Genomic DNA, 25,843 nt, shown 5'->3' with positions numbered 1-25,843 from the left:
GGAGGTAATACGAGACGTTCGTTTTCAAATCCCGATGAAAGTATATTCGGCTGATGGCGAGCTCATATCACAGTTTGGTGAAAAGCGTAGGATCCCACTTTCTCATGATGAGATCCCACAAGCACTTATTGATGCATTATTAGCAACGGAAGACTCTCGTTTTTATTACCATTACGGTGTCGATCCAATTGGTGTAGTAAGAGCTGCATTTGATTCTATTGTACTAAGAAAAAGAGCGCGTGGTGCAAGTACAATAACCATGCAGTTTGCTCGAAATGCATTTTTGACATTAGATAGAACCTTGATCCGTAAAGTTAAAGAAATTTATATCGCGCTGCATATTGAACAACTATTAACTAAAGATGAAATCTTAACTCTGTATTTCAATAAAACATTCTTTGGCAATAGAGCTTATGGTGTGGGTGCTGCTGCACAAGTTTATTATGGTAAAGACTTGAATGATCTGACATTGGCTCAAATCGCTACAATTGCAGGATTACCAAAAGCACCATCTAACTACAATCCACTGCGTTATCCTGAAAAATCAAAACAAAGACGTAATACCGTATTAAGTCGAATGTTAATTGTTGGTGCAATTGACCAAGAGACCTATGACGATGCAATTGCACAACCGGTTACGGCAAAACAACATGGCGCAAAAATCACATCCTACGCTCCTTATGTAGCGGAAGATGTGCGTAAAAAAATGGTTGAAAAATATGGTATTGAACGCGCTTATACTGAAGGCTTTAATGTCTATACGACAATTGATTCAAAAGCTCAAAATGCAGCTCAAAAAGCAGTAAAAGACAATATTCATAATTACGATGAAAGACATGGTTATAGAGGTCCAGTTAGCTACTTATGGCGAGAGTCTGAGATAGTTTATCAAGCCCCAACTAACGAAGAAGCTTCCGTTACTGAAACTGCAGCAATTGAAGACTCAATTGGTGAAGCGGCTGACAGTCTGTTTTCTGAGAATGACTTTACCGCTTTTGATGATGCAGGTGACTATAAACCATCTGAAGATTTATCCTGGTCGTTTGAACAAATTAATGATCATTTGAATACGTTGAGAGATTACGATGATTTAGTGCCTGCGATAGTGACTAACCTAACGGATAAAACCGCTTATGTTCAATTAAGATCTGGGATTATTGAAGTTCTTGATTGGGACAATTTAAAATGGGCAAGACCTTATATTAGTGATAATTTACAGGGACCTGCACCTAAAATCGTTGCTGAAATAATTCAATCTGGTGCATTAATATGGCTACGCAAAAATCAAGATGATAGCTATAGATTAAGTCAAATCCCAGATGTAAGTGGCGCCTTTATTGCCATAGACCCAACCAACGGTGATATAAAAGCTTCTGTTGGTGGTTACTATTTTGGTAATAATCAATTTGACCGAATAAATCAAGCTAAACGCCAAATAGGTTCAAATATAAAACCATTTGTTTATTCTGCAGCATTGGCCAATGGTTATACACTAGCGAGTCTAGTTAATGATGCACCAATTAATAAATGGGACAACAAATTAGGAACAGCATGGCGTCCTAAAAACTCGCCACCTACTTATGGCGGGCCGACTCGAGTAAGAAGAGGTTTAGCACAATCGAAAAACGTTATGTCAGTACGATTAATGCGTTCAGTCGGTGTAAGTAAAACCATAAATCATATGGCAAAATTTGGTTTTAATAAAAGTGATTTACCAAGAAATGAATCATTATCGTTAGGTTCTGCCGCATTAACACCAATTTCCGTTGTCACAGCCATGAGTGTATTCGCTAATGGTGGTTACCTTGTCGGTAATCAAGTTATAGACAGAGTTGAAGACTCAAATGGTAACGTTTTATTCAAAAACAGTAAGGTAGTTGCAGGCTATGTAGCACCAGAACCTAAAGAGCCAACTTATCTTACAGACTCTGTAGAAACTACAACTGAAGAAGAAGCTAACTATATTATGCCAGCGCCAAGAGTGATCTCAGCCGCTAATTCATTTTTAATTGCTGATGCCATGAACGATACAATTTGGGGCGGTGGCAGCTGGAAGAATGGTACAGGTTGGAATGGCACAGCATGGAAAGCACAATCACTACGCCGTCGTGACTTATCTGGAAAAACAGGTACAACTAATGACGCAATTGATACTTGGTTTACCGGGTTTAATAGCCAAATCACAGCGACTAGCTGGTTAGGTTTTGACGCCCCTGGACGACCTCTAGGTTCAGTTCAATACAATAGTAACTTAAGCGACAAGCAAACTTACGGTGGTGAATCAGGTGCTAAGTCTGCATTACCAACATGGATGGCGTTTATGAAGGAGATACTTCCAAGTATTCCTGTGAGCTATCGTGAAATCCCTGAAGGAATAATATCGGTAAGAATAGATGCTGACACTGGCTTATTGTCTCGTAAAACAGACTATACAAGCCAGTGGGAATATTTTATAAAAGGCACTGAGCCTACTAAATATGCCGACAGTAATTCATCAATGAGATTAGATCAAAACAAAAATCAAATTAAAGAAGATGATGAATTGTTTTAAATTCAACATCAAATAATTCTTTAACTATGAATTTTAGATATAAAAAAACCTCGTATTAAACGAGGTTTTTTTTGAGTTAAAAATAACTTAAATTACTTATTTTTTTCTGTGTACACTTTAACTAAGTTATTTACTTGATGCATTGAACTTAGGTGAGAGTATATTGGACCTAAGAATCCACGTTTACGTAAGCTCAGGAAATCTTCATCAGAAAGAGCTGAAAGCTTTTTCTCATCAACAATAAACAAACCGTTAAGATTAAACTCTTTTTCACCAACTTTTACACCAATATTTTGCGAATGTAAAAGATCGAACTTAACTAGCTCATCAATAAATGCTTTCGTGATTTGCTCATGTTCAACATAAGAAATTAGCGACTTTTTACGGTTTGCTAAATACTCAGTTTCTTCACCTTTTTCATCAAATAACGCTTGGCCTTCATCTTCAGAAATAACTTCACTGTCCATGTTAATAGCAATACCAAAAAGGTTTTTATCTTCTTGGCTTGGAATAACTGAAAATGGTTTGTGAGTATAGCGAGCTGGCATATACATACCATCCCACTTGTTATCAGCATTAACGAATAAATTTTTGTTTGGCTCTAAACTTAAAAGAACAACAGGATAAAAAGTTTCTTTATCTTTTTCTTTAATAAAAGCAATTGGGTATTGATTCCCAGCTAATGCAAACTCTTGAACAACAACACCTAATGCGTGTTGAGTTGCTAAATCTTCTACAGATTGAACTGGTTTTATTTTAATATTCTTATGTGTTTCTTTATGTAAAGGCTGAAAATTAACTGCCATTTTGATTCTCCAATATGTTCCAGGTCAGTTTTACTGACTCAAATTTTTATTTCATTAACTCAGCATCAAGCTTTATATCTGTGCAGTTTTTCTCACACTTGATCATCACACTGTCTACACTAGTTTTGATGCTAATTAACGTTTTACAATTACTACATTTAACCGTTTTTCCAGCCAAAACCTTTTTAATTAAAGATTTTTGTTGGTTAAACGAATTTGCGGCAGATTTATTTAAGGCAGAAAAGTCCATAACTACTTAATGCTATCCATATATTGCTACAAAAGACATATGGACGATATGCTAGAATTAAAGGTCACTACAAGAGAAACATCAGATTTATTGTTTAACTGCTTATAATTCAAGCAAAGTATAAATCTGAGTCTGAAATCTAGATCCCCATTAGTGATAATTTATCAATAACGTCTCGAGTTAGTTTTTCTAGGGTGGGATGGTTTGCAGCAAAGTCAGTTTCTAATTCTAACAATTGATCAAAAATAGATTCTTCAGCTTTAAATTCATTTGAATCTACTTTTTCCTGAACTTCATTTTGAAACAACTTAACTTGTTCCAATACAGCCGGTTCTAAATTACTTGTCGTTTCTAATTCAGAGCGTAATTTAATGATTGATTCTAATATATTAGTTGGGTTCATGATTTTTCCAATATCCAATTCAGTGACGCTAGCATAACCTATATTGTTTAATATTCAGAGTATAAAGGATACAAAAATGCCGACACTAGGTCGGCATTATTTAATCTATATCAATAAAACTTAAAATGACTTACCAATGCTGAAGACTAAAGCTTCATCATCGCTTAAATCACTACCACTAATGATCAGTGATACACCAATATCTAAATCAGCAACGGTTGTGCCATAGCCCGCTTCTACATAAGAACCTTCAATATCACCTGTAAATGCACCAACTGTTCCGTACAGACCGCTATCTGCTGAATATGTTCCCGCTAAGAAAGTATAACTAGCATCACTGCCATCAGCCATCCCCTCTTCCCAAGAACCAACAGAAATCTCAGCACTGAATGCACCTTTACCAGCGTTTAAGTTCACTTCATTATACGACGTATCAAAATCACCAGTGTATTGATACGTTGTTGCGCCAATACTAAAACCAAAACCACTTTCAGTTTCCATTGAATATGCGCCGTAAAGGTCAATTTCTAATCCATCTTGTACGTCAGCAGCCCATGTACCAAATGAAAATGAACCACTTTCATAATCAAAACCGCCACTTGCTGACGCTCCAGCTGTTTGTTGAATTCCGCGAAAGTGATACTGAGATACAAAACCAGCGTTAGATGACCATTCAGCCTGTGCAGCGGCAGAAACTAATGTTGATGCAGTCAGTAAGCTAGCTAAAATTGTTTTTTTCATGTTATTTCTCATGTTGTTCATCCTTAATATTATTATAGTTTTATGTGTTGTAATTGTAGTTATTGATTATAATTGTAGTTGTTGATTTTATTTTTATTGAATACAATTCAACAAACATGCCGAATCATATACGCATGATATTGTTGTTGTTTTTTTGAACGAACAAAAAAAAATAGCTTGTTATTGCCAATTTGGTGCAGCGATACACCAAAGTAGTGCTTAATTACATAAATTATAAGAGTGATAAAGAATGCACAATAAACCAATAATAGCGCCTTCAATATTGTCTGCTGATTTTGCCAAGTTGGGCGATGAAGTGAATGAAGTATTAGCCGGTGGTTGTCAGTGGGTACATTTTGATGTGATGGATAATCATTACGTCCCTAATTTAACCTTTGGTTCAATGATCTGTTCTGCCCTTAGAGATCATGGCATTACCGCACCAATAGATGTGCATTTAATGGTTGAACCTGTCGATAACATGATAGAGCAATTTGCCAAAGCTGGTGCGACGTCTATTAGCTTTCACCCTGAGGCATCCAAACATATCAATCGTTCTATTAACCTAGTGAAAGAATTAGGTTGCCAAGTTGGGTTAGTATTAAACCCTGCAACTTCACTGTCATTAATTGAAGAGTCTATCCAAGAATTAGACATGGTATTGATAATGTCGGTAAATCCAGGATTTGGTGGACAAGCCTTTATTCCTAGTACTTTAGATAAGATAAAACGTGTAAGAGCGATGGCGTTGAAGCATAACAAGAACATTCGTATTTCTGTTGATGGTGGAGTTAATCAACAGAACATAAAATCAATCGCCGATGCTGGAGCCGATACTTTTGTAATGGGCTCAGCGATTTTTAATCAAGAAGACAGAAAGCTTGCCATTGAACAGGCATTTGCTCAACTGGTAACTAAATAAAAGCTAAGTAAAATCTGAGCAAGAGTCTAATTCTAACTTAATTAAGCAATTAACCACTTTGCGAGATTGCGCAACCTTGTTTTCGGGTTACAATGTCGCTCTTCGTACGTTGAAATAATATATCAACAATAGTAATCACAAGTATCAAATGATGGGACAGTTATGACACAGACAGTTTTAAGTGGGATCCAAACCACAGGCGGAATGACAATAGGTAATTACATTGGTGCCATCAACCAATGGCTAACATTACAACAAGATCATGACTGTTTCTTTATGCTTGCCGATTTACATGCAATAACCGTTCGCCAAGATCCTAAGAATCTGCATGATCGTACGCTAGACGGTATTGCCTTATATACAGCATGTGGAATTGACCCTGATAAATCAGCCCTATTTGTACAATCTCAAGTAAAAGAGCATGCTCAACTTGCTTGGGCGTTAAGCTGTTACACCCAAATGGGTGAGCTAAACCGTATGACTCAATTTAAAGATAAGTCATCAAAAAATCAGAATAATATTAACGTTGGCCTTTTTGCTTACCCAGCATTGCAAGCTGCCGATATTCTTTTGTATCAAGCAGACAAAGTGCCTGTAGGCGAAGATCAAAAACAACACTTAGAATTAACACGCGATATAGCAACGCGTTTTAATAATATCCATGGTGATATTTTCACAGTGCCTGAACCATATATTCCTGAGTTTGGTGCCCGTGTCATGAGCCTACAAGAACCAACGAAAAAGATGTCTAAGTCGGATGAAAACCTAAATGGTTTTATCATGTTGTTGGATGAACCTAAACAAATAGAAAAGAAACTGAAAAAAGCAGTTACTGACTCAGACGAGCAAGCTCGTATTTATTTTGATCGTAAAGAAAAGCCAGGCGTTTCCAATCTTTTAACTTTATTGAGTGTTGCAACAGGTAAATCTATTGCAGATTTAGTTCCTGAATACGAAGATAAAATGTACGGCCATTTGAAGAAAGACACCGCAGATGCGGTTGTTAGTATGATAGAACCAATTCAAAAACGTTTTTATCAAATTAGAGATGATAAAACTGAGCTTAATAGAATAATGAAGCTTGGTGCAGAAAAAGCATCCGCCAAAGCAGAAAAAACATTATCTGCAGTTTATGACGCAATTGGATTTGTGAGACCTTAATCACAATATCCATAACAGACCACCTAATTTAGGTGGTCTGTAGTTATTACCACTTACATATATTTATAGATTAGATTTATGCTGTTAATGATTGATAACTACGACTCTTTTACTTATACCTTAGTGCAATATTTTAAAGCCCTGGGCGCAGATGTCTTAGTTAAGCGCAATGACCAAATAACAATTGAGCAGATCAAACAACTAAATCCAGATCATATTGTTATTTCTCCTGGACCTGGAACACCAGAACAGGCTGGTTTATCAAAAAAAATTATTCTTCAGTTCTATAAAAACGTGCCGATATTGGGAGTATGTTTAGGCCATCAAGCGATAGCACAAGCTTTTGGTGCTACAGTAATAAGAGCAAATAAGGTAATGCACGGAAAAACCTCAACTATCATTCATTCTGAAACTGATATTTTTGCAGGAATTGACAACCCGTTTACCGTTACCCGATATCACTCTTTAATTGTTGATGAAAAGACATTACCCGAACAAATCCAAGCCACGGCATGGAGCTATGATGAAAATAATAATAAAAATGAACTGATGGCTTTGAAGTTAAAAAATTACCCTGTCGTAGGTGTACAATTTCATCCTGAGTCGGTACTAACCCAATATGGTCATAAATTATTAGCAAATTTCCTGACATATTGATCAAATTCCAATAGACTTGATGTAATTGCGTCATTCTAAATAACTAACATAAACTGAATATAACTATCATATGAATAACCCTAATTATCAAAAAACAGCATCTTTTGTCGAGTCTAGATTCTCAGACTTACTGCTTTCTGATGACTTTGCCTTATCTCGATTAGGGTTCAATCGTGAAGAATTACGTCAAAGCTCTACTCGTGCCTTGTTAGATATTGAAGCCAAAGCTCAAGAAAAAAAGCAAAAAAGACAAGAAACAGAACAAGAGTTTAAAGTTTATGTCAGTGAATATTTCCATGAAACACTATTCGAATATTTAAAACAGCGTGTTGCTGACCCAGATTACATCTTTAATGAACTACTCAATTTTGAACCTGAATTACCTAAATTGTTCGATGCTTGCGCGGCAAAAGCGTCTGGCGTCACTCATTTTGAACAAATTATCGCCAACATTCCTTGGTTAAAAAGCAAGTTTATCGAAACCATCAACAACCCTCCTTTTCGTGAAGCTAAATCAATTAAACCAAAGGTTGAAAACCTTGGGTTAGCAATTCGATATATAGGGTTAGACAACACTAAATTAGTGGTTCTATCACAAGCTGCACAACATTGGTTGCCACACAGCACAGAACCTTACAACACGTTTAAAAGTCGTTATTGGCAATATGCAATCGCTACCGCTAATTGCTCAAGACAGCTAGCCAAGTACAACGGATTAAATGAAGTTGTGGCATTTTTCTTAGGCTTATTCCACGCGGTTGGTATTTCTATTGCGTTACGTTTATATCTACGTGCATTTGACACAGTACGAATTGCACAAATGAAAGACTCGTTAAAAACGGGTCGTAGAGATATTGAAAAAGTACTTAACAGTCTAGAAAGTGATCCAATCTTTATTAGTGAAGCGCTGAGTAAGTTTTCTAACTTAATTTCTTATAAAGTATTTGAGAAATTAGGCTTAAAATACGCTGTCGTCGCGCCATACGCAGAAGAGATAAAAGACAAGTTAACATTTGCCCAAGCCAGCCCAATGACACAAGTATTGATGCAAGCTCGTACATTCGCACAATATAAAATACTGCAAAAAGCACGTTTAATTGAACTCGATGAAGCCAAGGTTTTCCTGACTAATTACAAGATCAGCAACGCCATAATCGGTGAATTAAACAAAGTTAACCTAACAAATATCAAATATACCAAATAAATATTCTGGGCAAGTATGCAGGTTATTCATTCGCTGTAACTTGCCCTATTACAAACCAGCATTGGTCACCTTAAGTCGATTCTAGCTAATCCCCCGCCACTTTATTTTTCTATCAAATATTCCAAACACCTTAATAATTATTCACATTTATCGAAATTATATCGAACCGCCCAATTTTAAAGGCATCACGGACAATCGCAAAGGAAGACTTCTGTTATTTTTTCTGCAATAATCAGTTAAATTTTGGCTAAATATAATGTCAAAAAATCAATACCAATTAGATTTTAACTTTTCAATAAAAGTATAATTAAAGCTAAATCACCTACTGGTTGTAACTAGTCTGTGGGTTTACTCTAAAGTTAATGTAATTGGGATATTAAGATATAACCTATTTAAGGATTCAGAAATGACAGTAAACAGAGCGTTATTTGATTCAGTGATGGTACCAAACTATTCTCCTTCACAAGTAATTCCAGTTAAAGGAATGGGATCTCGAGTATGGGATCAAAATGATAAAGAATACATCGACTTTGCTGGCGGTATCGCAGTTAACTGTCTAGGTCATTGTCACCCAAATCTAGTTGCTGCATTAAAAGAACAAGGTGAAAAACTTTGGCATCTTAGCAATGTAATGACAAACGAACCTGCATTACGTTTAGCTGAAAAATTAGTAAATGCGACATTCGCTGAAAAAGTATATTTCGCCAACTCTGGCGCAGAAGCAAATGAAGCAGCACTTAAGCTTGCACGTCGTTGGGCATTAGATACTCACGGTGAGAAAAAATCTCAAATCATTGCATTTAATAAAGGTTTCCACGGTCGTACTTTCTTTACTGTTACGGTTGGTGGTCAAGCAGCCTACTCAGATGGTTTTGGTCCTAAGCCTGGTAATATCGATCACGCTGAATACAACGACTTAGCAAGCTTAGAAGCGCTTATCTCTGACAACACTTGTGCTGTTATGCTTGAGCCATTACAAGGTGAAGGCGGTATCGTTTCACCAACTAAAGAATTTATGCAAGGTGTGCGTGACTTATGTGACAAACACAACGCACTTATGATTTTTGACGAAGTGCAAACGGGTGTTGGCCGTACTGGCGAATTATACGCTTACATGGGTTTAGGTGTGACACCTGACATTATAACTACAGCTAAAGCACTTGGTGGCGGTTTCCCAATTGGCGCTATGTTAACAACAACAGAATTAGCGGCGCATTTAAAAATTGGTACTCATGGCTCAACTTATGGTGGTAATGCATTAGCGTGTGCCGTTGGTGAAGCAGCATTTGATACCGTTAATACTCCAGAAGTATTAAATGGCGTTAAACAACGTGAAGTAATTATTAAAGATGGATTAAAAGCCATCAATGCAAAATATAATGTATTTGCTGATATCCGTGGCCAAGGTCTATTAATTGGTGCGGAATTAACTGAAGCGTATCAAGGACGTGCCAAAGACTTCCTTAATGCAGCTGTTGACCAAGGTCTTATGATCTTAGTTGCTGGAGTGAGTGTGATTAGATTTACCCCTTCTCTTGTTATTCCTTTAGAAGATATTGAACAAGGGTTAGCTCGTTTTGAGTCAGCCGTTGCCGCAATCGTAAACGCATAATTTAACTTACTGAATAAAAAAGCCAATGCATTGCATTGGCTTTATTTTATAAAAGGAATACGGCATGTTTGTAGTGCGCCCTATACAGCAAAAAGACTATGCAGAACTATTCAAAATCGCAGTTGAATCGGGTCATGGCTTTACTTCATTACCAGTAAATGAAGAGTTGATTGCTAACAAGATCAACAACGCAGAAGCCTCTTTTAAAGAAGATGTTGGTGATGGACCTTGTGATCATAGTTATTTGTTTGTCATGGAAGATACCGACACTGGCCAAATAATGGGAACCACAGGAATTGAATCTTCTGTCGGCTTAAAAGATGCGTTTTATCATTACCATTTAAGCAAAGTTGTCCACAACAGCCGTGAATTAAACGTTTACAATACCGCTGAAGTTTTAACGTTATGTAATGACTACACTGCTGCATCTGAGCTGTGTACATTATTCCTAAGAGAACCTTATCGCGAAGGAATAAACGGCCGAGTATTAAGTAAATGTCGTTTCTTGTTTTTAGCACAAAATAGAACTCGTTTTTCTGACACTGTTATTGCAGAAATGCGCGGAGTGTCAAACGACAATGGTGAATCTCCTTTTTGGCAGTGGTTAGAAGATAACTTCTTTTCATTAGACTTTCCAACTGCCGATTATTTAACAGGTATTGGCCAAAAAGTATTTATCGCAGAACTTATGCCTAAATATCCAGTGTACGTAAACTTATTATCTCAAGCCGCACAGGATGTAATCGGTAAAGTACACGAAAATACAGCACCAGCGTTAAACCTACTAAAGTCTGAAGGATTTAGTTGGAAAGGCTACGTTGATATTTTTGATGCCGGCCCCACTGTAGAAGCAAACTTGTCACAATTACGCAGTGTACAAGGCAGTAACTTATATACAGTTGAAGTTGTTGAACAATTAACTGGGGAAGACAATGTTTTAATGTCTAACCTTGAAGTTGAATTGTTCCGAGCAACGGCAGCCACAGCACAATTAGATAAAACACTGCTAACGATTCAAATCACACAAGAAATTGCTGATGTACTTAAAGTATCAGCGGGTGAACAACTTCGTGCAGTTAAATTAATATAGAGAGCAAAATAATGACTCAATCTGAAAATAAATTTATCGACGGCCAATTCATTAATGGTCAATGGCATGCAGGTCAAGGCCATGAATTAGAATCATTAAACCCTGCTACTGACGAACCTCTTTGGCAAGCAAAATCAGCTACCGTTGCACAAGTTAACGACGCAGTTTTAGCAGCACGTGCAGCATTTTTGCCTTGGGCAGATAAAACAGTTGAAGAACGTTTAACTATCGCTAAAAAGTTCGCAGAACTGTTAGGCGAATACAAAGAACAACTAGCATTAGCCATTGCAATGGAAACGGGCAAACCTTTATGGGAAACCCGCACTGAAATTGGCGCTATGGTTGGTAAAGTCGCCATTTCTGAGAAAGCGTATTTCGAACGCACTGGCACAAAAGAAAATGCAATGCCTGTTGGTAAAGCAATGTTACGTCACCGCCCACATGGTGTTGTTGCGATTTATGGCCCTTATAACTTCCCAGGCCATTTACCAAACGGACACATAGTTCCAGCATTAATCGCTGGTAATACAGTGGTATTCAAACCAAGTGAATTAACACCTATGTTTGCTCAACTTATGGTTGAGTTATGGGAAAAAGCGGGCTTACCAGCTGGCGTATTAAACTTAGTTCAAGGTGAAGTTGAAACGGGTAAAGCATTAGCTAACCACCCGCAAATTGACGGTTTATTCTTTACTGGTAGTTCTGGTACTGGTCACATTCTACATAAACAATTTGCAGCTCAACCGGGTAAAATATTAGCGCTTGAAATGGGCGGTAATAATCCACTTATCGTTTCTAATGCCAGTAATACTAATGCCGTTGTTCATGACATTATTCAGTCTGCTTTTGTAACTAGTGGACAACGTTGTACTTGTGCGCGTCGTTTAATGTTGCCAGAAGGTCCAGAAGGCGACGCAGTGCTAGCCAAATTAATTGAATCAACAAAGGCTATCGTTGTTGGTGATTCTTTACTAGAAGGCGCTCCAGAGCCGTTTATGGGATCTATGATCTCTGAAACTGCCGCATTAGGCATGGTTGCAGTACAGCAAGAATTAGTTGAAATGGGCGGCGAAGTTCTAGTTGAGCTTGTTCACTTAAAAGAAGAAACTGGTTTTGTATCTCCAGGGATCATTGATTGTACTAATATCAAAAACTTCCCAGATGACGAACACTTTGGTCCATTATTAAAAGTATTCAGATTCAAAGATTTTGACCACGCAATTGAACTAGCTAACGATACCTCATTTGGTTTATCTGCAGGCTTATTAAGTGATGATGCTGCGTTATACGACCGTTTCTTAAGCCGTATTCGTGCTGGTATCGTTAACTGGAACCGTCCAATTACAGGTGCGAGCAGTGCCGCTCCATTTGGTGGAATTGGTCAAAGTGGTAATCACAGAGCCAGCGCTTATTATGCCGCTGACTACTGCGCTTACCCAGTAGCGTCTGTTGAGTTAGATAAAGTTGAATTACCAGCGACATTAAGCCCTGGTCTTTCTATCTAAATTTTTTAGTTACGCTGATTTTATATTAGCCGGTACATATTAAAGGCAGCTTAGCTGCCTTTTTAATAACTTTGTTTAGGAATGAATACTATGCATACAAATGTAAACGAACTATTTGATAACCTTTGGCAAAATTACTTAACGGTCACCCCTTCTGCTGACAAAATTCACACACTTTTGGGTGAGCAAAATGGTAAAGATATCATTAATGATCATATTGCATTGCGTACCTTTAACATCGAAAAAGTGAATTTAGCAAAGCTATCTGCGCACTTTGAAGCTTTAGGTTATAAAGATTGTGGCGATTATGATTTTGTAGCTAAAAAATTAAAAGCCAAACACTTTGAACATCCTAATACTGAATTACCAAAAGTATTTATCAGTGAATTGCTTGTTGAAGAATTCCCACAGAATGTGCAAACGATTATTCACAAAATGGTTGATCAGATTTCTATTGATGCCGTCACAGCCGATAACTTCCCGTACTCTGGTACGCATTGGAAGATCAGCCACGCTGAATATCAATTACTGCTTGAAGAAAGTGAATATGCCGCATGGATGGCCGCTTGGGGTTATAGAGCAAATCACTTTACCGTAAGCATTAATCAACTTAGCCAATATTCAACTATTGAAGAAGTTAACGAAAAATTAAAAGCGTCTGGTTTTGTATTAAACAGTGCCGGTGGCGAAATTAAAGGTTCTGCTGAAGTATTGTTAGAGCAATCTTCAACCATGGCAGACTCTGCAGTGACTAATTTCAGCGATGGTGATTTTACTATTCCAAGCTGTTTTTATGAATTTGCATTACGTTATCCACTACCGTCTGGCGAACTTTATACCGGTTTTGTTGCAGCTTCTGCCGATAAGATCTTTGAAAGTACCAACGTAAAAGGTTAGATTAGACATAATCTTGGTTCAGTGATCCTTATTTTTACTGAACCAACTTAACTTTACAGGTATTTTTATAGGTATAACCATGGTCACAGATAAACCAGCATATGATCAATTAATAGATTATTTAACAACCAGTAAATCAATATTCCACAATACAACGACTCCCGTTGCTGACATGCCAACAATCGAGACATTGATTGAAGAAGAACTGTCTGAACAGATCATCAATTTATGTACTCAACAAGAAGCATTAGAGACCAATCACAGAGCGATTATCGTGCGTGAAGTTGACGGTATTGTTTATGATATCCAGCAAGTATTAGACGTATATTGGACTAACCATGCGACTGAAGAACAAGCTGAGTTTATTCACGAATTTGCAGGCTTAATTAAAAATGTATTTGATTCAGCCATTGCTGAGTTATTAGATTAATTTTTACAATATAAAATTCAATAAGTAGAAAACATGAAAGCAAAAGTATCTTGGGTTGATGGAATGGCATTTATTGGTCATTCAGAAACGGGTCATAAAGTTGTTATCGACGGCGACCGTGAAGGTGGCGCACCATCACCAATGGAAATGGTTCTAATGTCGGTTGGTAGCTGTAGCGCAATTGACGTGGTTTCTATCTTAGAAAAAGCCCGTCAAAAAATTCAAAATGTAGATGTAGAATTAAGCGCAGAACGTGCTGAAACCATCCCTAAGGTCTTCACATCTATTCACCTTAACTTTGTAGTAACTGGCACCGACGTGGCAGAGAAACACGTTGAACGCGCAGTAGCACTGTCTGCCGACAAATATTGCTCAGTAGCTAAGATGTTAGAAAATGCAGCGACCATAACGCATAGTTTTGAGATTAAACAAGCTTAGGGTCACAAGGTGTGAGTTGTAAGGTTTGAGCTGTAAGCTGTAAGTTGTAAGTTGTAAGTTGTAAGTTGTAAGTATGATGTGACCTCGTAAAAGTAGACACGGGGTTAATTTATTTTGATTGTTTTGTGCTTTTTCCTCTCAAATTTCACAATTTTATTTTTACGTATATCAAAGAAAATTTCTCCGTTTTTATATGATTCATCCATTACTTTGCGACTTTCATTGTATGTTGAGCGGTGCACTATATAGAAACTATATAAACCAGTTGAAACATCTAAAGAACTGCTTACTAAATAATAGTCATTCAACCTTTCATTCTTGTCATTAAAATACAACTTTGCAGCAGAAAAAGCTTCGCTCTCCAATTGAGTTCTTGCATCAAATAGCCAGAAAGGAGTCAAACCTAAAGGGGGCGCAATAACATTCAATTCAGACATTGCAACTTTAGGCCACATAAGAATAAGTAGGATAAAATATTTCATAAATTACCTAACCTCCTGACACAATAAAATAGTTGATTAACATTTAATTTTGCTCTGACCCTGACCCGTTTTATTTTATTTCGTTTTATTTCGTTTTATTTCTTCATCGGCTTGCTAGCTATTCCAATACTCTGGTACTTATTAATCAGCAATAAGCTATCTCTTAACCTCTTTCCTGCAACAAGAATAAAGTCGTTTTCCAATTCGTCTATTACAACAAGGTAATCATTACCCACTTGATAACGGATTAAAAGGCCTGCTTCACGAGGTTCATTTATAATTGAAGGGTGAAATTCAATATCAGAACAAGAGGTTCTAATTGACCTAAATGTTTCAACAAACCTTGAGGATGTACCTTTCAATAGTTCCTTAATTTCGAAAACTAACCCGCTATCCGAACAGAATTTTTTCGAACCACACACATCTTGCCGCTGATACGTTCGCTTTACTTCCGCAATAGCCACTATTTTTCCAGCACTCATAGCCTCGAAAAAATGATCTCGAAAGCGCTCTTCGTCTCTTAACTGGCAAGAAAATGAATCACAAGTAACTAGCAGTAAAATTAATATTTTTCTCACGTTTTACCCTTGAAACATAACATGTTTATAGCGAGCGAATCGCGCATTTTTCTACCGAGTCATAGCTCACTTTCCTGAATCACTTATTTTTACCAGAGTCGTGTATCAATTGCTAGAAAAAGTAATTTGCATATAAAACTGTAATGCTTTTGCTTTTGCTTTTGCTTTTGCTTTTAGTCTCCATCACAAAATCACTTCATCAAATATTATTTTTTATAAAATTCGAAGCATGGATGCTGAGAAAGGACTGTATGTCAGGGACGACTTTTCAGTCCGTTTTTGTAAACAAAAATAACTATTTAATGAAGTATTGGATTTTGCTTGGAAGCGGCGCTCTGTTTTATTATAAAAGCCGCCTACCTTTTTGGGCTGTTGCAAAAAGGTATAGTTCACATCAGGGACGATGGGATGTCATCAATACAGGGATGTTTTCTTGATGACCGCCGAGGGGCGAAACCTTAGAGTTCAGAAATAAGTTAATTGAACGTTACCAATGAGAACTAAATGTATAAAACAAATTTGCCCTTAAAAGAGACCAAAGCTCACCTTTGATATCACCCTCGAATATACTCCTCCTGACTTGGATTATCCGGAATCAACCTACTCCCAACCAAACTTAATACCGCAAAACCTGTGCCTACAAAAAACACTAAAGTATGTGAATACAACCAAACCATGCCCAATAATACTGGAATGATCACGGCGGCAATATGATTAATGGTAAAGCTCACTGACGCGGTGGCGGCTATGTCTTTGTGGTCGGCAATTTTTTGGAAATAGGTTTTAATGGCAATGGCTAAAGCAAAAAACATGTGGTCGATTATGTATAGGCCTGCGGCTATTTCTGCATTTTCAACAAACGCATAACCGGTAAATACAAATATTAAACCTACGTATTCAAAGGTTAACGCTTTACGCTCACCAATTTTACCAACCCACTTGCCAATTTTGGCAGCAAAAAACAGATTGAATATGTAATTCACACCAAACAAGATACTAATCTCGCCAACGCTATAACCAAACTGCTCAACCATCATAAAGCCAGCAAAGACTACGAAGATTTGTCTGCGTGCGCCACTTAAAAAAGTGAGTAGGTAATATAACCAGTAACGCTTTCTCATAAGGAACTTCTTATGTTGAACATGCGGTTGTTCAAATTGCGGAAAATGCCATGCCATCCACAGCACCACGATAAAACCTAGTATGCCGGCTATTAAATAAGTGGTCTGATAGCTAACGCTAAATTGCTCCATTAAAAACCAGATACCCACAAAAGCTAATATGGAGGCAAAGGATTTCACCGCCAGTTGCTTACCCATAAAATGCGCAGTTTCTTTTTTATCTAGCCACTGTAGCGTTAAGCTCTGTTGAATAGTCTCGTAATAATGAAACCCAACAGACATAATAAAGGTAGTAATAAACAGGCCGTATTCAGATGGGAAATAGCCTGTTACCGCAACACCTATGCTTAATAGTCCGAGTGATAAAATAGCGAATTTTTGCTCTTTTATAACAATCAAAATATAAATGGCGGTGAATGCTAAAAAGCCTGGGATTTCTCGGATAGATTGCAACATGCCAATTTCGGCACCAGTAAAAGCTGCTTTTTCCACTACAAAGTTATTTAATAATGTCATCCACACTTGAAATACAAACGGCATCACAAACGCCATTACTAATAAAAACAGCTGCGGCTGCGTAATGCTCTTTTGTATGGAACTTTTTAACATTTGCTGAATTTTATTCATGGTGTGACAAAACTTATTTTGAGTGGTTAATCGCTAATGCTGACTAATCATGAATGTTAACTGTGCTCTAGTTTGCCATATATCGAACTTATAATTGCTAGAAAGTTGAATGGCTTGTTGAGATAAAATTTGAATACACTTAATAACTAAACCACCAGACACAAAAAAGCCGCCTAGCTGTTAACTAGGCGGCTTCATTTACAAAATGATATTAGGCTTAAGCAAACGCATCTTGAAGTGGTGGAACAACTTGTTTTTTACGGCTTAATACACCGTCAATCCACACTTTGTTGTCTGTTAATGTAACATCATAAGCGCGTTCGATAATTGCAGCGTCATCACTCACAACTAAGAACTCAGAGCCCTCTTTCATGATGTCAGTTAACAATAAAATAACCGTATGACGCTTACCTTCTTGTTTTAACTTAATAATGTCAGCTTCTAAGTCGGCTTTCATTTCATCAAAAATAGCTAGGTCGATAACTTCTAATTGGCCAATACCAACCAAGTTACCGTTCATGTTGAAGTCTTTAAAGTCACGCAATACTAAGTCACGTACCGGTGTGCCTTCAACTGCAGATTTAACTTTAAACATATCCATACCCAACTCTTGTGGGTCTTCAATTCCTGCAATTTCAGCTAATGCTTCAACGCATTTAATGTCTGCCGTTGTACATGTTGGTGACTTGAAAATAACCGTGTCACTTAAAATTGCACACATCATGGCACCCGCGATGTCTTTTGGAATAGCAACATCGTGAAAGTCATACATCATTTTTATGATGGTATTAGTACAACCTACTGGACGGATCCAACATTCTAGCGGAGTAGACGTTGTAAGGTCGCCCAATTTATGATGATCAATAATGCCCAATATTGTAGCTTGGTCAATATCGTCTGGCCCTTGAACTCGGTCTGAGTGGTCAACAATATAAAGGCTTTCACCAGCATAACTGGTTTTAAGCTCTGGTTGTTCAAAACCAAACTTATCTAAAATAAACAAAGTCTCAGGTGAAAGCTCACCTAAACGTGCTGGCACAGTAGGCTCACCTAACGTGGTTTTTAAATACGCTAATGCTATTGCTGAGCAAATTGAATCTGAATCTGGGATCTTATGACCCACTACGTAATTTGGCATATCAAACCTTAAAAAATTAAATGTTGCGCCAGTCCTCCAAATTTAATGGTAAAAAACTAACGGCAGTAAAACTATTGCCCGGAATTATAAACGGTTTTTTATAAAATTCGAGCCTTGAATTAAAGTAATAACCTAATCTATTCACCCGGTTTCACTGTCTATTGTGATAACTAAGATTAAGTTATACCAATATCAGCTTTATTTTTGCTTACTTTATCATTAAATTGGACAGCTGATAGTAAATCCATTGGCACACATGAACTTAGAAAATAAACTAACACTCACCATTTCTTGTCCTGACCGAGTTGGACTCGTTGCCGCAGTGAGTCAATTTTTAGCAAAAAATAATGTCTCAATTTCAGATGCAAATCATCATACTGATAATGAAACACAGTGGTTTTTTATGCGTCACGAGATGTTATTTGACCCTAGCGTTATTAGTTTTGAGCAGCTAAATACAGAGTTTTCTGTTATAGCCGAACAATTTAAAATGACCTGGGCTATTACACCTAAAAAAATTAAAAATAAGGTCGTGCTGCTCGCCAGTAAAGAATCCCATTGTTTAACCGACATACTTCACCGTTGGCATGAACAAGAATTAGATTGTGAGATTGTTGCTGTAATTGCCAATCATGCTGAAATGGAAAAGTACGCAAACTGGTATCAACTGCCGTTTCACCATGTTGATTTTAAAACCGACAAACTGGCTGCATTTTCTCAATTAGAAAACTTAATTGAACAATACCAAACCGACACCATAGTATTAGCGCGGTTTATGCAGATATTTCCAGATTCACTTTGTCAGAAGTTTAAACACCAAGTGATCAATATCCACCACAGCTTTTTGCCGTCATTTGTTGGAGCTAAACCTTATCATCAAGCACATAAACGTGGCGTAAAACTGATTGGCGCTACCTGCCATTATGTAACTGCTGAGTTAGATGCTGGACCGATTATTGAACAAGAAATATCGCGTATCAGTCACAGTGACTCTGTGGAAGATATGGTAAGAAAAGGCAAAGAGTGTGAGAAGTCGGCACTTGCTAGAGGCTTAAGGTATCACCTTGAACATAGAGTTATGGTGCAAGGCAATAAAACCGTGATCTTTGCTGATTAGGCACTGTCTAAACCCTGATTAAGCTCTGGCAGTCGTATTTCAATAAAGAACAAAATAAAATTCCAAACAAAAAGCCGTAAGTGATCGCATCTCTTACGGCTTTTCTATTTTGTTATTTGGTTCTTGGGTTATTTCGGTCTTTGCTTCTTTTGCTCTTTTTTATACAGAACACTACCGTACAGCTCAGTTTAACGAGCTTATTTTGATTTCTTAGCTGAAACCCAAAGCTTGATATGACCTTTAACCACAACCACGTCATTTTCGTCATAGGCATTAATATCCACCAGCAAATCACCTTCTTCCCAATGATTGTCTTTTAATACCGCTTCACAACGAATATTAGAGTCAGCTTTGGCGGTGTAATCCACTTGCATGCCTTTTGGTATCCAACGTAAGTGTTTTGGAATTGACGCTTCTGCCATAAAGCCCATCGCCATTTCTAAACCATTACAAATCGCAATAACATGGACTGTGCCTATGTGGTTTTCTACCGCACGTTTTTTCTTAATTAAACAATGACATTCACCAGGCACTACTTTAGTAATAACTGGTGAGATAGTTTGAAAATACGGTGCTTTTCTCGCAGCAAACATAGAAAATAATTTATTACCAAACGGGTATTTTTCTAATTTATTGTAAAGTTTTAAAACGTAGTTGCTGCTCATATGATATTACCCTGCTTTTGTTTTTATTCGTTTGTGTGTATTGCTTCGATTGATTAACGCCAAATTAACACATCCGACCAGAAAAACTCAATTGCTTTATTGTTGACGCCAATGCATACATTAAATTTAGCCTAGAGCATTTTCTAAAATACACTCACACCACACGTAAAAATTATTTTTCTTTGTGGTTATGATTGTTGTTCTAGTCATGGTAGCCCAGACACACCTGCACTTCTTGTTTTGAGCCTAAAATAACAGGGACTCTTTGGTGTAATTCAGTGGGCTGAATATCCAATATATTTTGTTCGCCAGTAGACACTAAACCACCAGCCTGCTCAATCAACAAGCCCATTGGATTGGCTTCATACAACAAACGTAATTTATGTGGTTGAGCTTGGTTATCCGTATGAACAGGATACGTGAAAATACCTCCGCGACATAAAATACGGTGTACATCGCCAACCATACAAGCGACCCAGCGCATATTAAAACGTTTACCGCGCACTCCGTTTTTGCCATCTAACAGGTCTCGAACATATCGTTGCATTGGCGCTTGCCAGCTATGTTGATTTGACGCGTTAATCGCAAACTCCTGAGTTTCCTCTGGAATACTCACGTTTTCATTGGTTAATAAAAACGAGCCATGGGTTTTATCTAACGTATACAGTTTTACGCCTTTACCTGTGGTTAACGCCAATATGGTAGAAGGCCCGTACATGACATAACCAGAGGCAACTTGATTGCGCCCAGGTTGTAAAAAGTCAGACTCAGTAATAGCATCGCCAGCTAACTTGTTATCCGGCACAGGCAAGATAGAAAAAATGGTTCCGGTTAAGCTATTAATATCTATGTTTGAGCTGCCATCAAGTGGGTCAAACGCCACTAAGAAACGCCCGCCGTGTTCACCTTCTACAATAAAGTCTTCTTCTTCCGATGCGATTGCTCTTACAAAACCAGACTCAAGCAACATGTCCTTCAATAATTGATTGGATAATACATCCAGTTTTTTCTGTGTTTCGCCTTGAATATTCTCGTCTAAAGTTGAACCTAGAACACCAGATAATTCAGCCTGACCAACACGAAATGAAATATCTTTGCACGCGGCTAATATGGTACGAACCAAAGAAATTAGATCGAGTTCTACACCATCTTCACGTAATACTGGAGCTAATCTGCGCATAACGTTACGTCACCTCTGTTTAATTGATAAAGGAGCTTGCCGACTAATAATTATCGACAACTTTTCAACGTTACTTTAACAGGCTTTGACTGAGTATGGTTAACGTCTTTAACTGTAAAATCACTAATCTTAACTGCCATGATTATTTCCCCCAAACAAGCGCAAGTAGTTTTAAGTAAGTTAGTATCTTTTTGTCTTCCTTAGACTTATTGCTAACTTCCTTATTGATATCAATTAGTCATATACTGCTTACATGCACAATATCTCCAAGTAGTAATAACTAAACACAACAATCAAAATTTGAATAGGAAAGTATGTCGATATTTGACCGAGACAAAAATAGTTCTATTTTACTGGCTGGCATATTAGCCCTAGTAGTTGGTGTTGGTGTCGCTCGATTTGTTTTCACTTCATTGTTACCCGCTATGTTAGTCGACTCTATTAGCATTGCTTTTGCTGGCGTATTGGCTTCCATTAATTACCTTGGATATTTAGCTGGTTCTGTTTTCTCTATATTTATTAAAGATATACACAGCAAGGTTAAATACTTCCGCTTGGGTCTTGTTCTGTGTGTTGTTTCATCTTTTGTATTAGGTATTACCGAGAATAATACGGTATGGATCATTGCTAGATTGCTTGCAGGATTTGGCGCAGCCATGGCACTTGTTGTGGGTTCTGCCGTTGTGATGTTAAAGCTACAGTCCACCAACAAAACCAAAGCCATGGGCATACATTTTAGCGGATTAGGGTTCTCAATAGTCATTACCGACTTGTTAATGCGAGCGGTATTTTATTATGGCGGTGACTGGAAAGATGCATGGTTAATATTAGCCATAATGGGAGCGCTATTATCATGTTACTGCGTTTACATTTTACAATTTGAAAAACAACCCAAAGACCAAGTGGTTAAACATAAGTTTGATAAGTCACTGTTTTCGCCAATGGTGATCATCTTAATACTGGCGTACTTTACTGAAGGTGTTGGTATGGTGGTACAAGCGACTTTCCTCCCAGACATAGTTAACTCATTAGAAGGGTTAAGTGGCTATGGCGGATATGTTTGGTTGGCGGTTGGTCTGGCTGGTATTCCGTCTTGTATTATCTGGATGCGTTTAGCCCATAGATTTGGCAGCATTAATATTATGATAGTTGCCATGTTGTTACAGATAGTTGGGATTTTAATTCCTACTCTTTCTAACAATATAGTAATGAACCTGATCAGTGGACTGCTGTTTGGCGCAACATTTATTGGCTTAGTCGCTTTGTTTATGAACTTTGGTGGTCAGCAATCCAGTAACAACCCGGTATTTATCATGGGCGCAATAACCTCGGCTTATGGAGTAGGACAAATTGTCGCCCCTTTATATTGTGTGGCGTTAATCAAACAATTTAATACTTATGACCAAGCCTTGTATTTAACCGCGATGATTGTTGCCTGTGGCATTTTACTCTTGAGTTATGCAAAGCGTAATTTCAAGTCAACCGTCACGTCTTAATATTCTAATTTTGGATGCAGTACAGATGTTTTGTACTGCCATCTATCTCTACACACTATTCTCCAGTAACTTTCCGTATAACTTGCTGCATAGCTTAGTAAGGTTGAATTATTTACACGCGTTTAGTTAGTCTTTGTTAAATATAAATAAATCAGGCAGACTAAATCGGTAATCCACATAATAATAATCGACACAATTACTATAAATTATTAGCCACACAAAAATAATGCATAAATGGGACTCAAATATGACATCAAGTATTAAGTTGTTTGTTTTAATTATCGCGTTAGCGTCTAACTCGCTAATGGCAAAAAGTATCAGTTCATTCACAAAAGAAATGACGGCAGCCAAAGGCTTTTATACTTTTTACTATGATGACAGCCAAGGTAAAGTTTATTTAGATATAGACAAATTATCACAACCTTTTCTATTCCAGAGTTCAATGCCTCAAGGTTTAGGCTCTAATGATATTGGACTCGACCGTGGACAACTTGGCGATACTCGTATTGTGCAATTTGAGCGTTATGGCAATAAAGTTTTCTTAAATCAACTTAATACTTATTACCGAGCTGACTCTGACAACCAAGCTGAACAAAAAAGTGTGGAAGAGGCTTTTGCTAAGTCGGTCTTACAAGGCTTTACCATTGTCAGCCAAGATGGCAATTCAGTCTTAATTGATTACACGCCTTTTTTATTAAGTGATATTCATGGCATTAAACGCCGCTTAGACAATAAGAAACAAGGCAAGTTTTCATTAGATACCTCCCGCAGTGCTGTATTTCTCGAGCGCAGTAAAGCATTTCCTAAAAATACCGAATTAGAATCTGTCGTCAGCTTTAAAGGCACTTCACCAGGTAAACATTTACAAAGTATTGCGCCAGATGCACATAACATTACCGTACATTTGCATCACTCTCTTATTGAGTTGCCAGATGATAAGTATCAGCCAAGAGTTTTCCACCCGTACTCTGGCTTTTGGAGTATTGAATACAAAGACTACGCCGCTAGTTTAGATAACGACATGAGCGTTAAGTATATTCCTCGTCATCGTTTACAGAAAAAAAATCCTAACGCTGAAAAAAGCGAAGCGGTTGAACCTATTATTTATTACCTCGACCCCGGCGCACCTGAGCCTGTTCGCTCGGCATTGTTAGATGGTGCAAAGTGGTGGAATACAGCGTTTGAACAAGCCGGATACATCAATGCCTTTCAAGTGAAAATGTTACCTGACGATGCTGACCCTATGGATGTTAGGTACAACACCATTCAATGGGTTCACCGTGCTACACGTGGCTGGAGCTACGGTTCGTCAGTTATCGACCCAAGAACCGGTGAGATTTTAAAAGGCCATGTAACATTAGGTTCATTACGTGTTCGTCAAGATTACTTAATTGCCCAAGGTTTAACTGCTCCGTTTAAAGGCGAAGATACAAATACCAATGCAGTAAAAGAAATGGCATTAGCCAGAATTCGTCAATTATCCGCTCATGAAGTTGGCCACACTTTAGGAATATCGCACAACTTTTCGGCGTCAGTAAACAACCGAGCGTCTGTGATGGACTACCCTCACCCGCTAGTGAAGATCACAAACGGTGAAATAGATTTGTCTGACGCTTATGATAACAAAATAGGCCCTTGGGATAGCTATGTCATAAAATATGGTTACAGCGAATTTGCAACACCTGAAATCGAAAAACAACAGTTATCAAACCTAATGGCTAAAACCAGACAACAAGGTTACTTGTATATGTCGGACTCAGACGCGCGTCCATTGTCAGGTGCCGAGCCTAATGGACACTTATGGGATAATGGCGATAATCCAGCGGTTGAATTAGAGCGCATGTTAAAAGTGCGTAAATTAGCCCTTAACAACTTTGGTCTTGATAATTTAGCGGATGGAAGAAATGTATCCGACTTACAAGAAATACTAGTTCCAATCTATTTATTTCATCGCTTTCAAGTGACTGCTGCGGCGAAAGTAATCGGCGGTGTGGATTACAGCTATCAAGTAAAAGAAGATGTAAATGTTGGTGTTACTGCGGTTTCGTTTACGGCGCAACAAGAGGCGCTTAACGCTATATTGCTAACATTAAGCCCTGCTGAATTAGTTATTCCACAGCATATTGTTAATTTAATTCCACCTAAAGCTTATGGTGCTTATCGCAATAGAGAAAGTGCGCCGACTAAAACAGGATTGGTTTTTGATCCTATTGAGTTAGCTGCCGCGTCTGCACAACATTCATTAAATGCCTTGTTGAATCCGGCTAGATTAAATCGACTTGTTCAACAGTCTAGTTATCAGCTTGATACTGGGAATTGGTCTTTATCTTTGTATTTACAGCAAATTTTAGACTCGACCATAAAAGCGGATATGGATGCTGGCGTTAATGGCTTATTACACAAACGAGTCGCGGCATTAACGGTAGAGTCGTTAATGAATGCGTTATTAAGTGATGGAACCTCGGTTGAAGTCAAAGCTGAGTTATTCCAATCACTACAAGAATTGTCAGTTTGGTTGTCATCCTATTCTAGAAAAACCAGTTTCAACAACTTAGTTAATCATCATTTAGCTTGGTATTTTGAACACAGAAAGTGGTTACCGCTGATCAAACCAACCGCTTTACCTCCTGGCTCTCCAATTTAATAACATTTAGATAAGGTTGGCGCTTTGCGTCTAACCTTGTCTGCGTTATTATTCGTCTTCAATCTATTTGTTAAGATAGTTTCTACATAATTTAAATGCTGTAAATTAGCGTAATATATACTCTGTAG

General features: G+C 37.7%; 23 protein-coding genes. 14 read left to right on the top strand and 9 right to left on the bottom strand.

What is annotated here, in order from left to right; all coding sequences use genetic code 11:
- The first annotated feature begins 34 nt into the window (after positions 1–34).
- Positions 35–2,551 (top strand): penicillin-binding protein 1A, encoded by a 2,517-nt coding sequence (locus BTO11_RS06655; protein ID WP_189620484.1) that lies wholly within the window; start codon positions 35–37, stop codon positions 2,549–2,551.
- 92 nt (positions 2,552–2,643) lie between these two features.
- Here BTO11_RS06655 and BTO11_RS06650 read toward each other — a convergent pair whose 3' ends face one another.
- From BTO11_RS06650 to BTO11_RS06635, 3 genes are all read right to left on the bottom strand, one after another.
- Positions 2,644–3,357: a SapC family protein gene (locus tag BTO11_RS06650; RefSeq protein WP_105051869.1), complete on the bottom strand. Its 714-nt coding sequence runs from the start codon at positions 3,355–3,357 to the stop codon at positions 2,644–2,646.
- A gap of 389 nt (positions 3,358–3,746) precedes the next feature.
- The gene (locus BTO11_RS06640; protein WP_105051867.1) at positions 3,747–4,010 is read right to left on the bottom strand and encodes a DUF4404 family protein; all 264 of its coding nucleotides are present in this window, start codon (positions 4,008–4,010) and stop codon (positions 3,747–3,749) included.
- A gap of 120 nt (positions 4,011–4,130) precedes the next feature.
- Positions 4,131–4,751, bottom strand: a complete 621-nt coding sequence (locus BTO11_RS06635) for a TorF family putative porin (protein WP_105053677.1) — start codon at positions 4,749–4,751, stop codon at positions 4,131–4,133.
- Between the two features lie 250 nt (positions 4,752–5,001).
- Here BTO11_RS06635 and rpe point away from each other — a divergent pair, with 250 nt between their 5' ends.
- The 10 genes from rpe to BTO11_RS06585 all read left to right on the top strand — a co-directional run bounded on the left by rpe (position 5,002) and on the right by BTO11_RS06585 (position 14,667).
- On the top strand, positions 5,002–5,673 hold the full coding sequence (rpe, locus tag BTO11_RS06630) for a ribulose-phosphate 3-epimerase (RefSeq protein WP_105051866.1): 672 nt from the start codon (positions 5,002–5,004) through the stop codon (positions 5,671–5,673).
- A gap of 162 nt (positions 5,674–5,835) precedes the next feature.
- Positions 5,836–6,834, top strand: a complete 999-nt coding sequence (trpS, locus tag BTO11_RS06625; RefSeq protein WP_105051865.1) for a tryptophan--tRNA ligase — start codon at positions 5,836–5,838, stop codon at positions 6,832–6,834.
- A 78-nt stretch (positions 6,835–6,912) separates the two neighbouring features.
- Entirely contained in the window at positions 6,913–7,491 is a 579-nt protein-coding gene (locus tag BTO11_RS06620; protein ID WP_105051864.1) for an anthranilate synthase component II, read from the top strand.
- A 70-nt stretch (positions 7,492–7,561) separates the two neighbouring features.
- On the top strand, positions 7,562–8,695 hold the full coding sequence (locus tag BTO11_RS06615; RefSeq protein ID WP_105051863.1) for an HDOD domain-containing protein: 1,134 nt from the start codon (positions 7,562–7,564) through the stop codon (positions 8,693–8,695).
- Positions 8,696–9,101: 406 nt separating this feature from the next.
- Positions 9,102–10,307: an aspartate aminotransferase family protein gene (locus tag BTO11_RS06610; RefSeq protein WP_105051862.1), complete on the top strand. Its 1,206-nt coding sequence runs from the start codon at positions 9,102–9,104 to the stop codon at positions 10,305–10,307.
- A 64-nt stretch (positions 10,308–10,371) separates the two neighbouring features.
- Entirely contained in the window at positions 10,372–11,397 is a 1,026-nt protein-coding gene (gene astA / locus BTO11_RS06605) for an arginine N-succinyltransferase (protein WP_105051861.1), read from the top strand.
- An 11-nt stretch (positions 11,398–11,408) separates the two neighbouring features.
- Positions 11,409–12,902, top strand: coding sequence for a succinylglutamate-semialdehyde dehydrogenase (astD, locus tag BTO11_RS06600; RefSeq protein WP_105051860.1), 1,494 nt, complete (start codon positions 11,409–11,411; stop codon positions 12,900–12,902).
- A 90-nt stretch (positions 12,903–12,992) separates the two neighbouring features.
- The gene (locus tag BTO11_RS06595; RefSeq protein WP_105051859.1) at positions 12,993–13,799 is read left to right on the top strand and encodes a DUF1338 domain-containing protein; all 807 of its coding nucleotides are present in this window, start codon (positions 12,993–12,995) and stop codon (positions 13,797–13,799) included.
- Positions 13,800–13,878: 79 nt separating this feature from the next.
- The gene (locus tag BTO11_RS06590) at positions 13,879–14,229 is read left to right on the top strand and encodes a DUF3802 family protein (RefSeq protein ID WP_105051858.1); all 351 of its coding nucleotides are present in this window, start codon (positions 13,879–13,881) and stop codon (positions 14,227–14,229) included.
- Between the two features lie 33 nt (positions 14,230–14,262).
- On the top strand, positions 14,263–14,667 hold the full coding sequence (locus tag BTO11_RS06585; RefSeq protein ID WP_105051857.1) for an OsmC family protein: 405 nt from the start codon (positions 14,263–14,265) through the stop codon (positions 14,665–14,667).
- Between the two features lie 104 nt (positions 14,668–14,771).
- Here the strand turns inward: BTO11_RS06585 and BTO11_RS06580 are convergent, their stop codons facing one another.
- The 4 genes from BTO11_RS06580 to BTO11_RS06560 form a co-directional block, all read right to left on the bottom strand.
- Positions 14,772–15,149: a hypothetical protein gene (locus tag BTO11_RS06580; RefSeq protein WP_105051856.1), complete on the bottom strand. Its 378-nt coding sequence runs from the start codon at positions 15,147–15,149 to the stop codon at positions 14,772–14,774.
- 95 nt (positions 15,150–15,244) lie between these two features.
- The gene (locus BTO11_RS06575; protein WP_105051855.1) at positions 15,245–15,727 is read right to left on the bottom strand and encodes a hypothetical protein; all 483 of its coding nucleotides are present in this window, start codon (positions 15,725–15,727) and stop codon (positions 15,245–15,247) included.
- Positions 15,728–16,281: 554 nt separating this feature from the next.
- The gene (locus tag BTO11_RS06565; RefSeq protein WP_229793338.1) at positions 16,282–17,475 is read right to left on the bottom strand and encodes an MFS transporter; all 1,194 of its coding nucleotides are present in this window, start codon (positions 17,473–17,475) and stop codon (positions 16,282–16,284) included.
- Between the two features lie 217 nt (positions 17,476–17,692).
- Complete coding sequence (locus tag BTO11_RS06560) at positions 17,693–18,613, bottom strand: manganese-dependent inorganic pyrophosphatase (RefSeq protein ID WP_105051853.1); 921 nt, start codon at positions 18,611–18,613, stop codon at positions 17,693–17,695.
- 256 nt (positions 18,614–18,869) lie between these two features.
- Here BTO11_RS06560 and purU point away from each other — a divergent pair, with 256 nt between their 5' ends.
- Positions 18,870–19,730 carry a formyltetrahydrofolate deformylase gene (purU, locus tag BTO11_RS06555; RefSeq protein WP_105051852.1) on the top strand — a complete coding sequence of 287 codons (861 nt, stop codon included), beginning with the start codon at positions 18,870–18,872 and terminating at the stop codon, positions 19,728–19,730.
- A gap of 197 nt (positions 19,731–19,927) precedes the next feature.
- Here purU and BTO11_RS06550 read toward each other — a convergent pair whose 3' ends face one another.
- Both BTO11_RS06550 and BTO11_RS06545 read right to left on the bottom strand, forming a co-directional pair.
- A complete protein-coding gene (locus tag BTO11_RS06550; RefSeq protein WP_105051851.1) occupies positions 19,928–20,395 on the bottom strand; it encodes a hotdog fold domain-containing protein in 468 nt (155 codons plus the stop codon).
- A gap of 202 nt (positions 20,396–20,597) precedes the next feature.
- A complete protein-coding gene (locus BTO11_RS06545; RefSeq protein ID WP_105051850.1) occupies positions 20,598–21,575 on the bottom strand; it encodes a class 1 fructose-bisphosphatase in 978 nt (325 codons plus the stop codon).
- Positions 21,576–21,889: 314 nt separating this feature from the next.
- On the opposite strand from BTO11_RS06545, the gene BTO11_RS06540 reads away from it, so the two are divergent.
- Positions 21,890–23,071 (top strand): YbfB/YjiJ family MFS transporter, encoded by a 1,182-nt coding sequence (locus BTO11_RS06540; protein WP_105051849.1) that lies wholly within the window; start codon positions 21,890–21,892, stop codon positions 23,069–23,071.
- A gap of 247 nt (positions 23,072–23,318) precedes the next feature.
- Positions 23,319–25,715: a zinc-dependent metalloprotease gene (locus BTO11_RS06535; protein ID WP_105051848.1), complete on the top strand. Its 2,397-nt coding sequence runs from the start codon at positions 23,319–23,321 to the stop codon at positions 25,713–25,715.
- Positions 25,716–25,843: the final 128 nt, after the last annotated feature.

This window comes from Psychrosphaera saromensis (assembly GCF_002954545.1).
GTDB classification, from domain to species: domain Bacteria; phylum Pseudomonadota; class Gammaproteobacteria; order Enterobacterales; family Alteromonadaceae; genus Psychrosphaera; species Psychrosphaera saromensis.
This window is presented reverse-complemented; position numbering and strand designations above follow the sequence as displayed.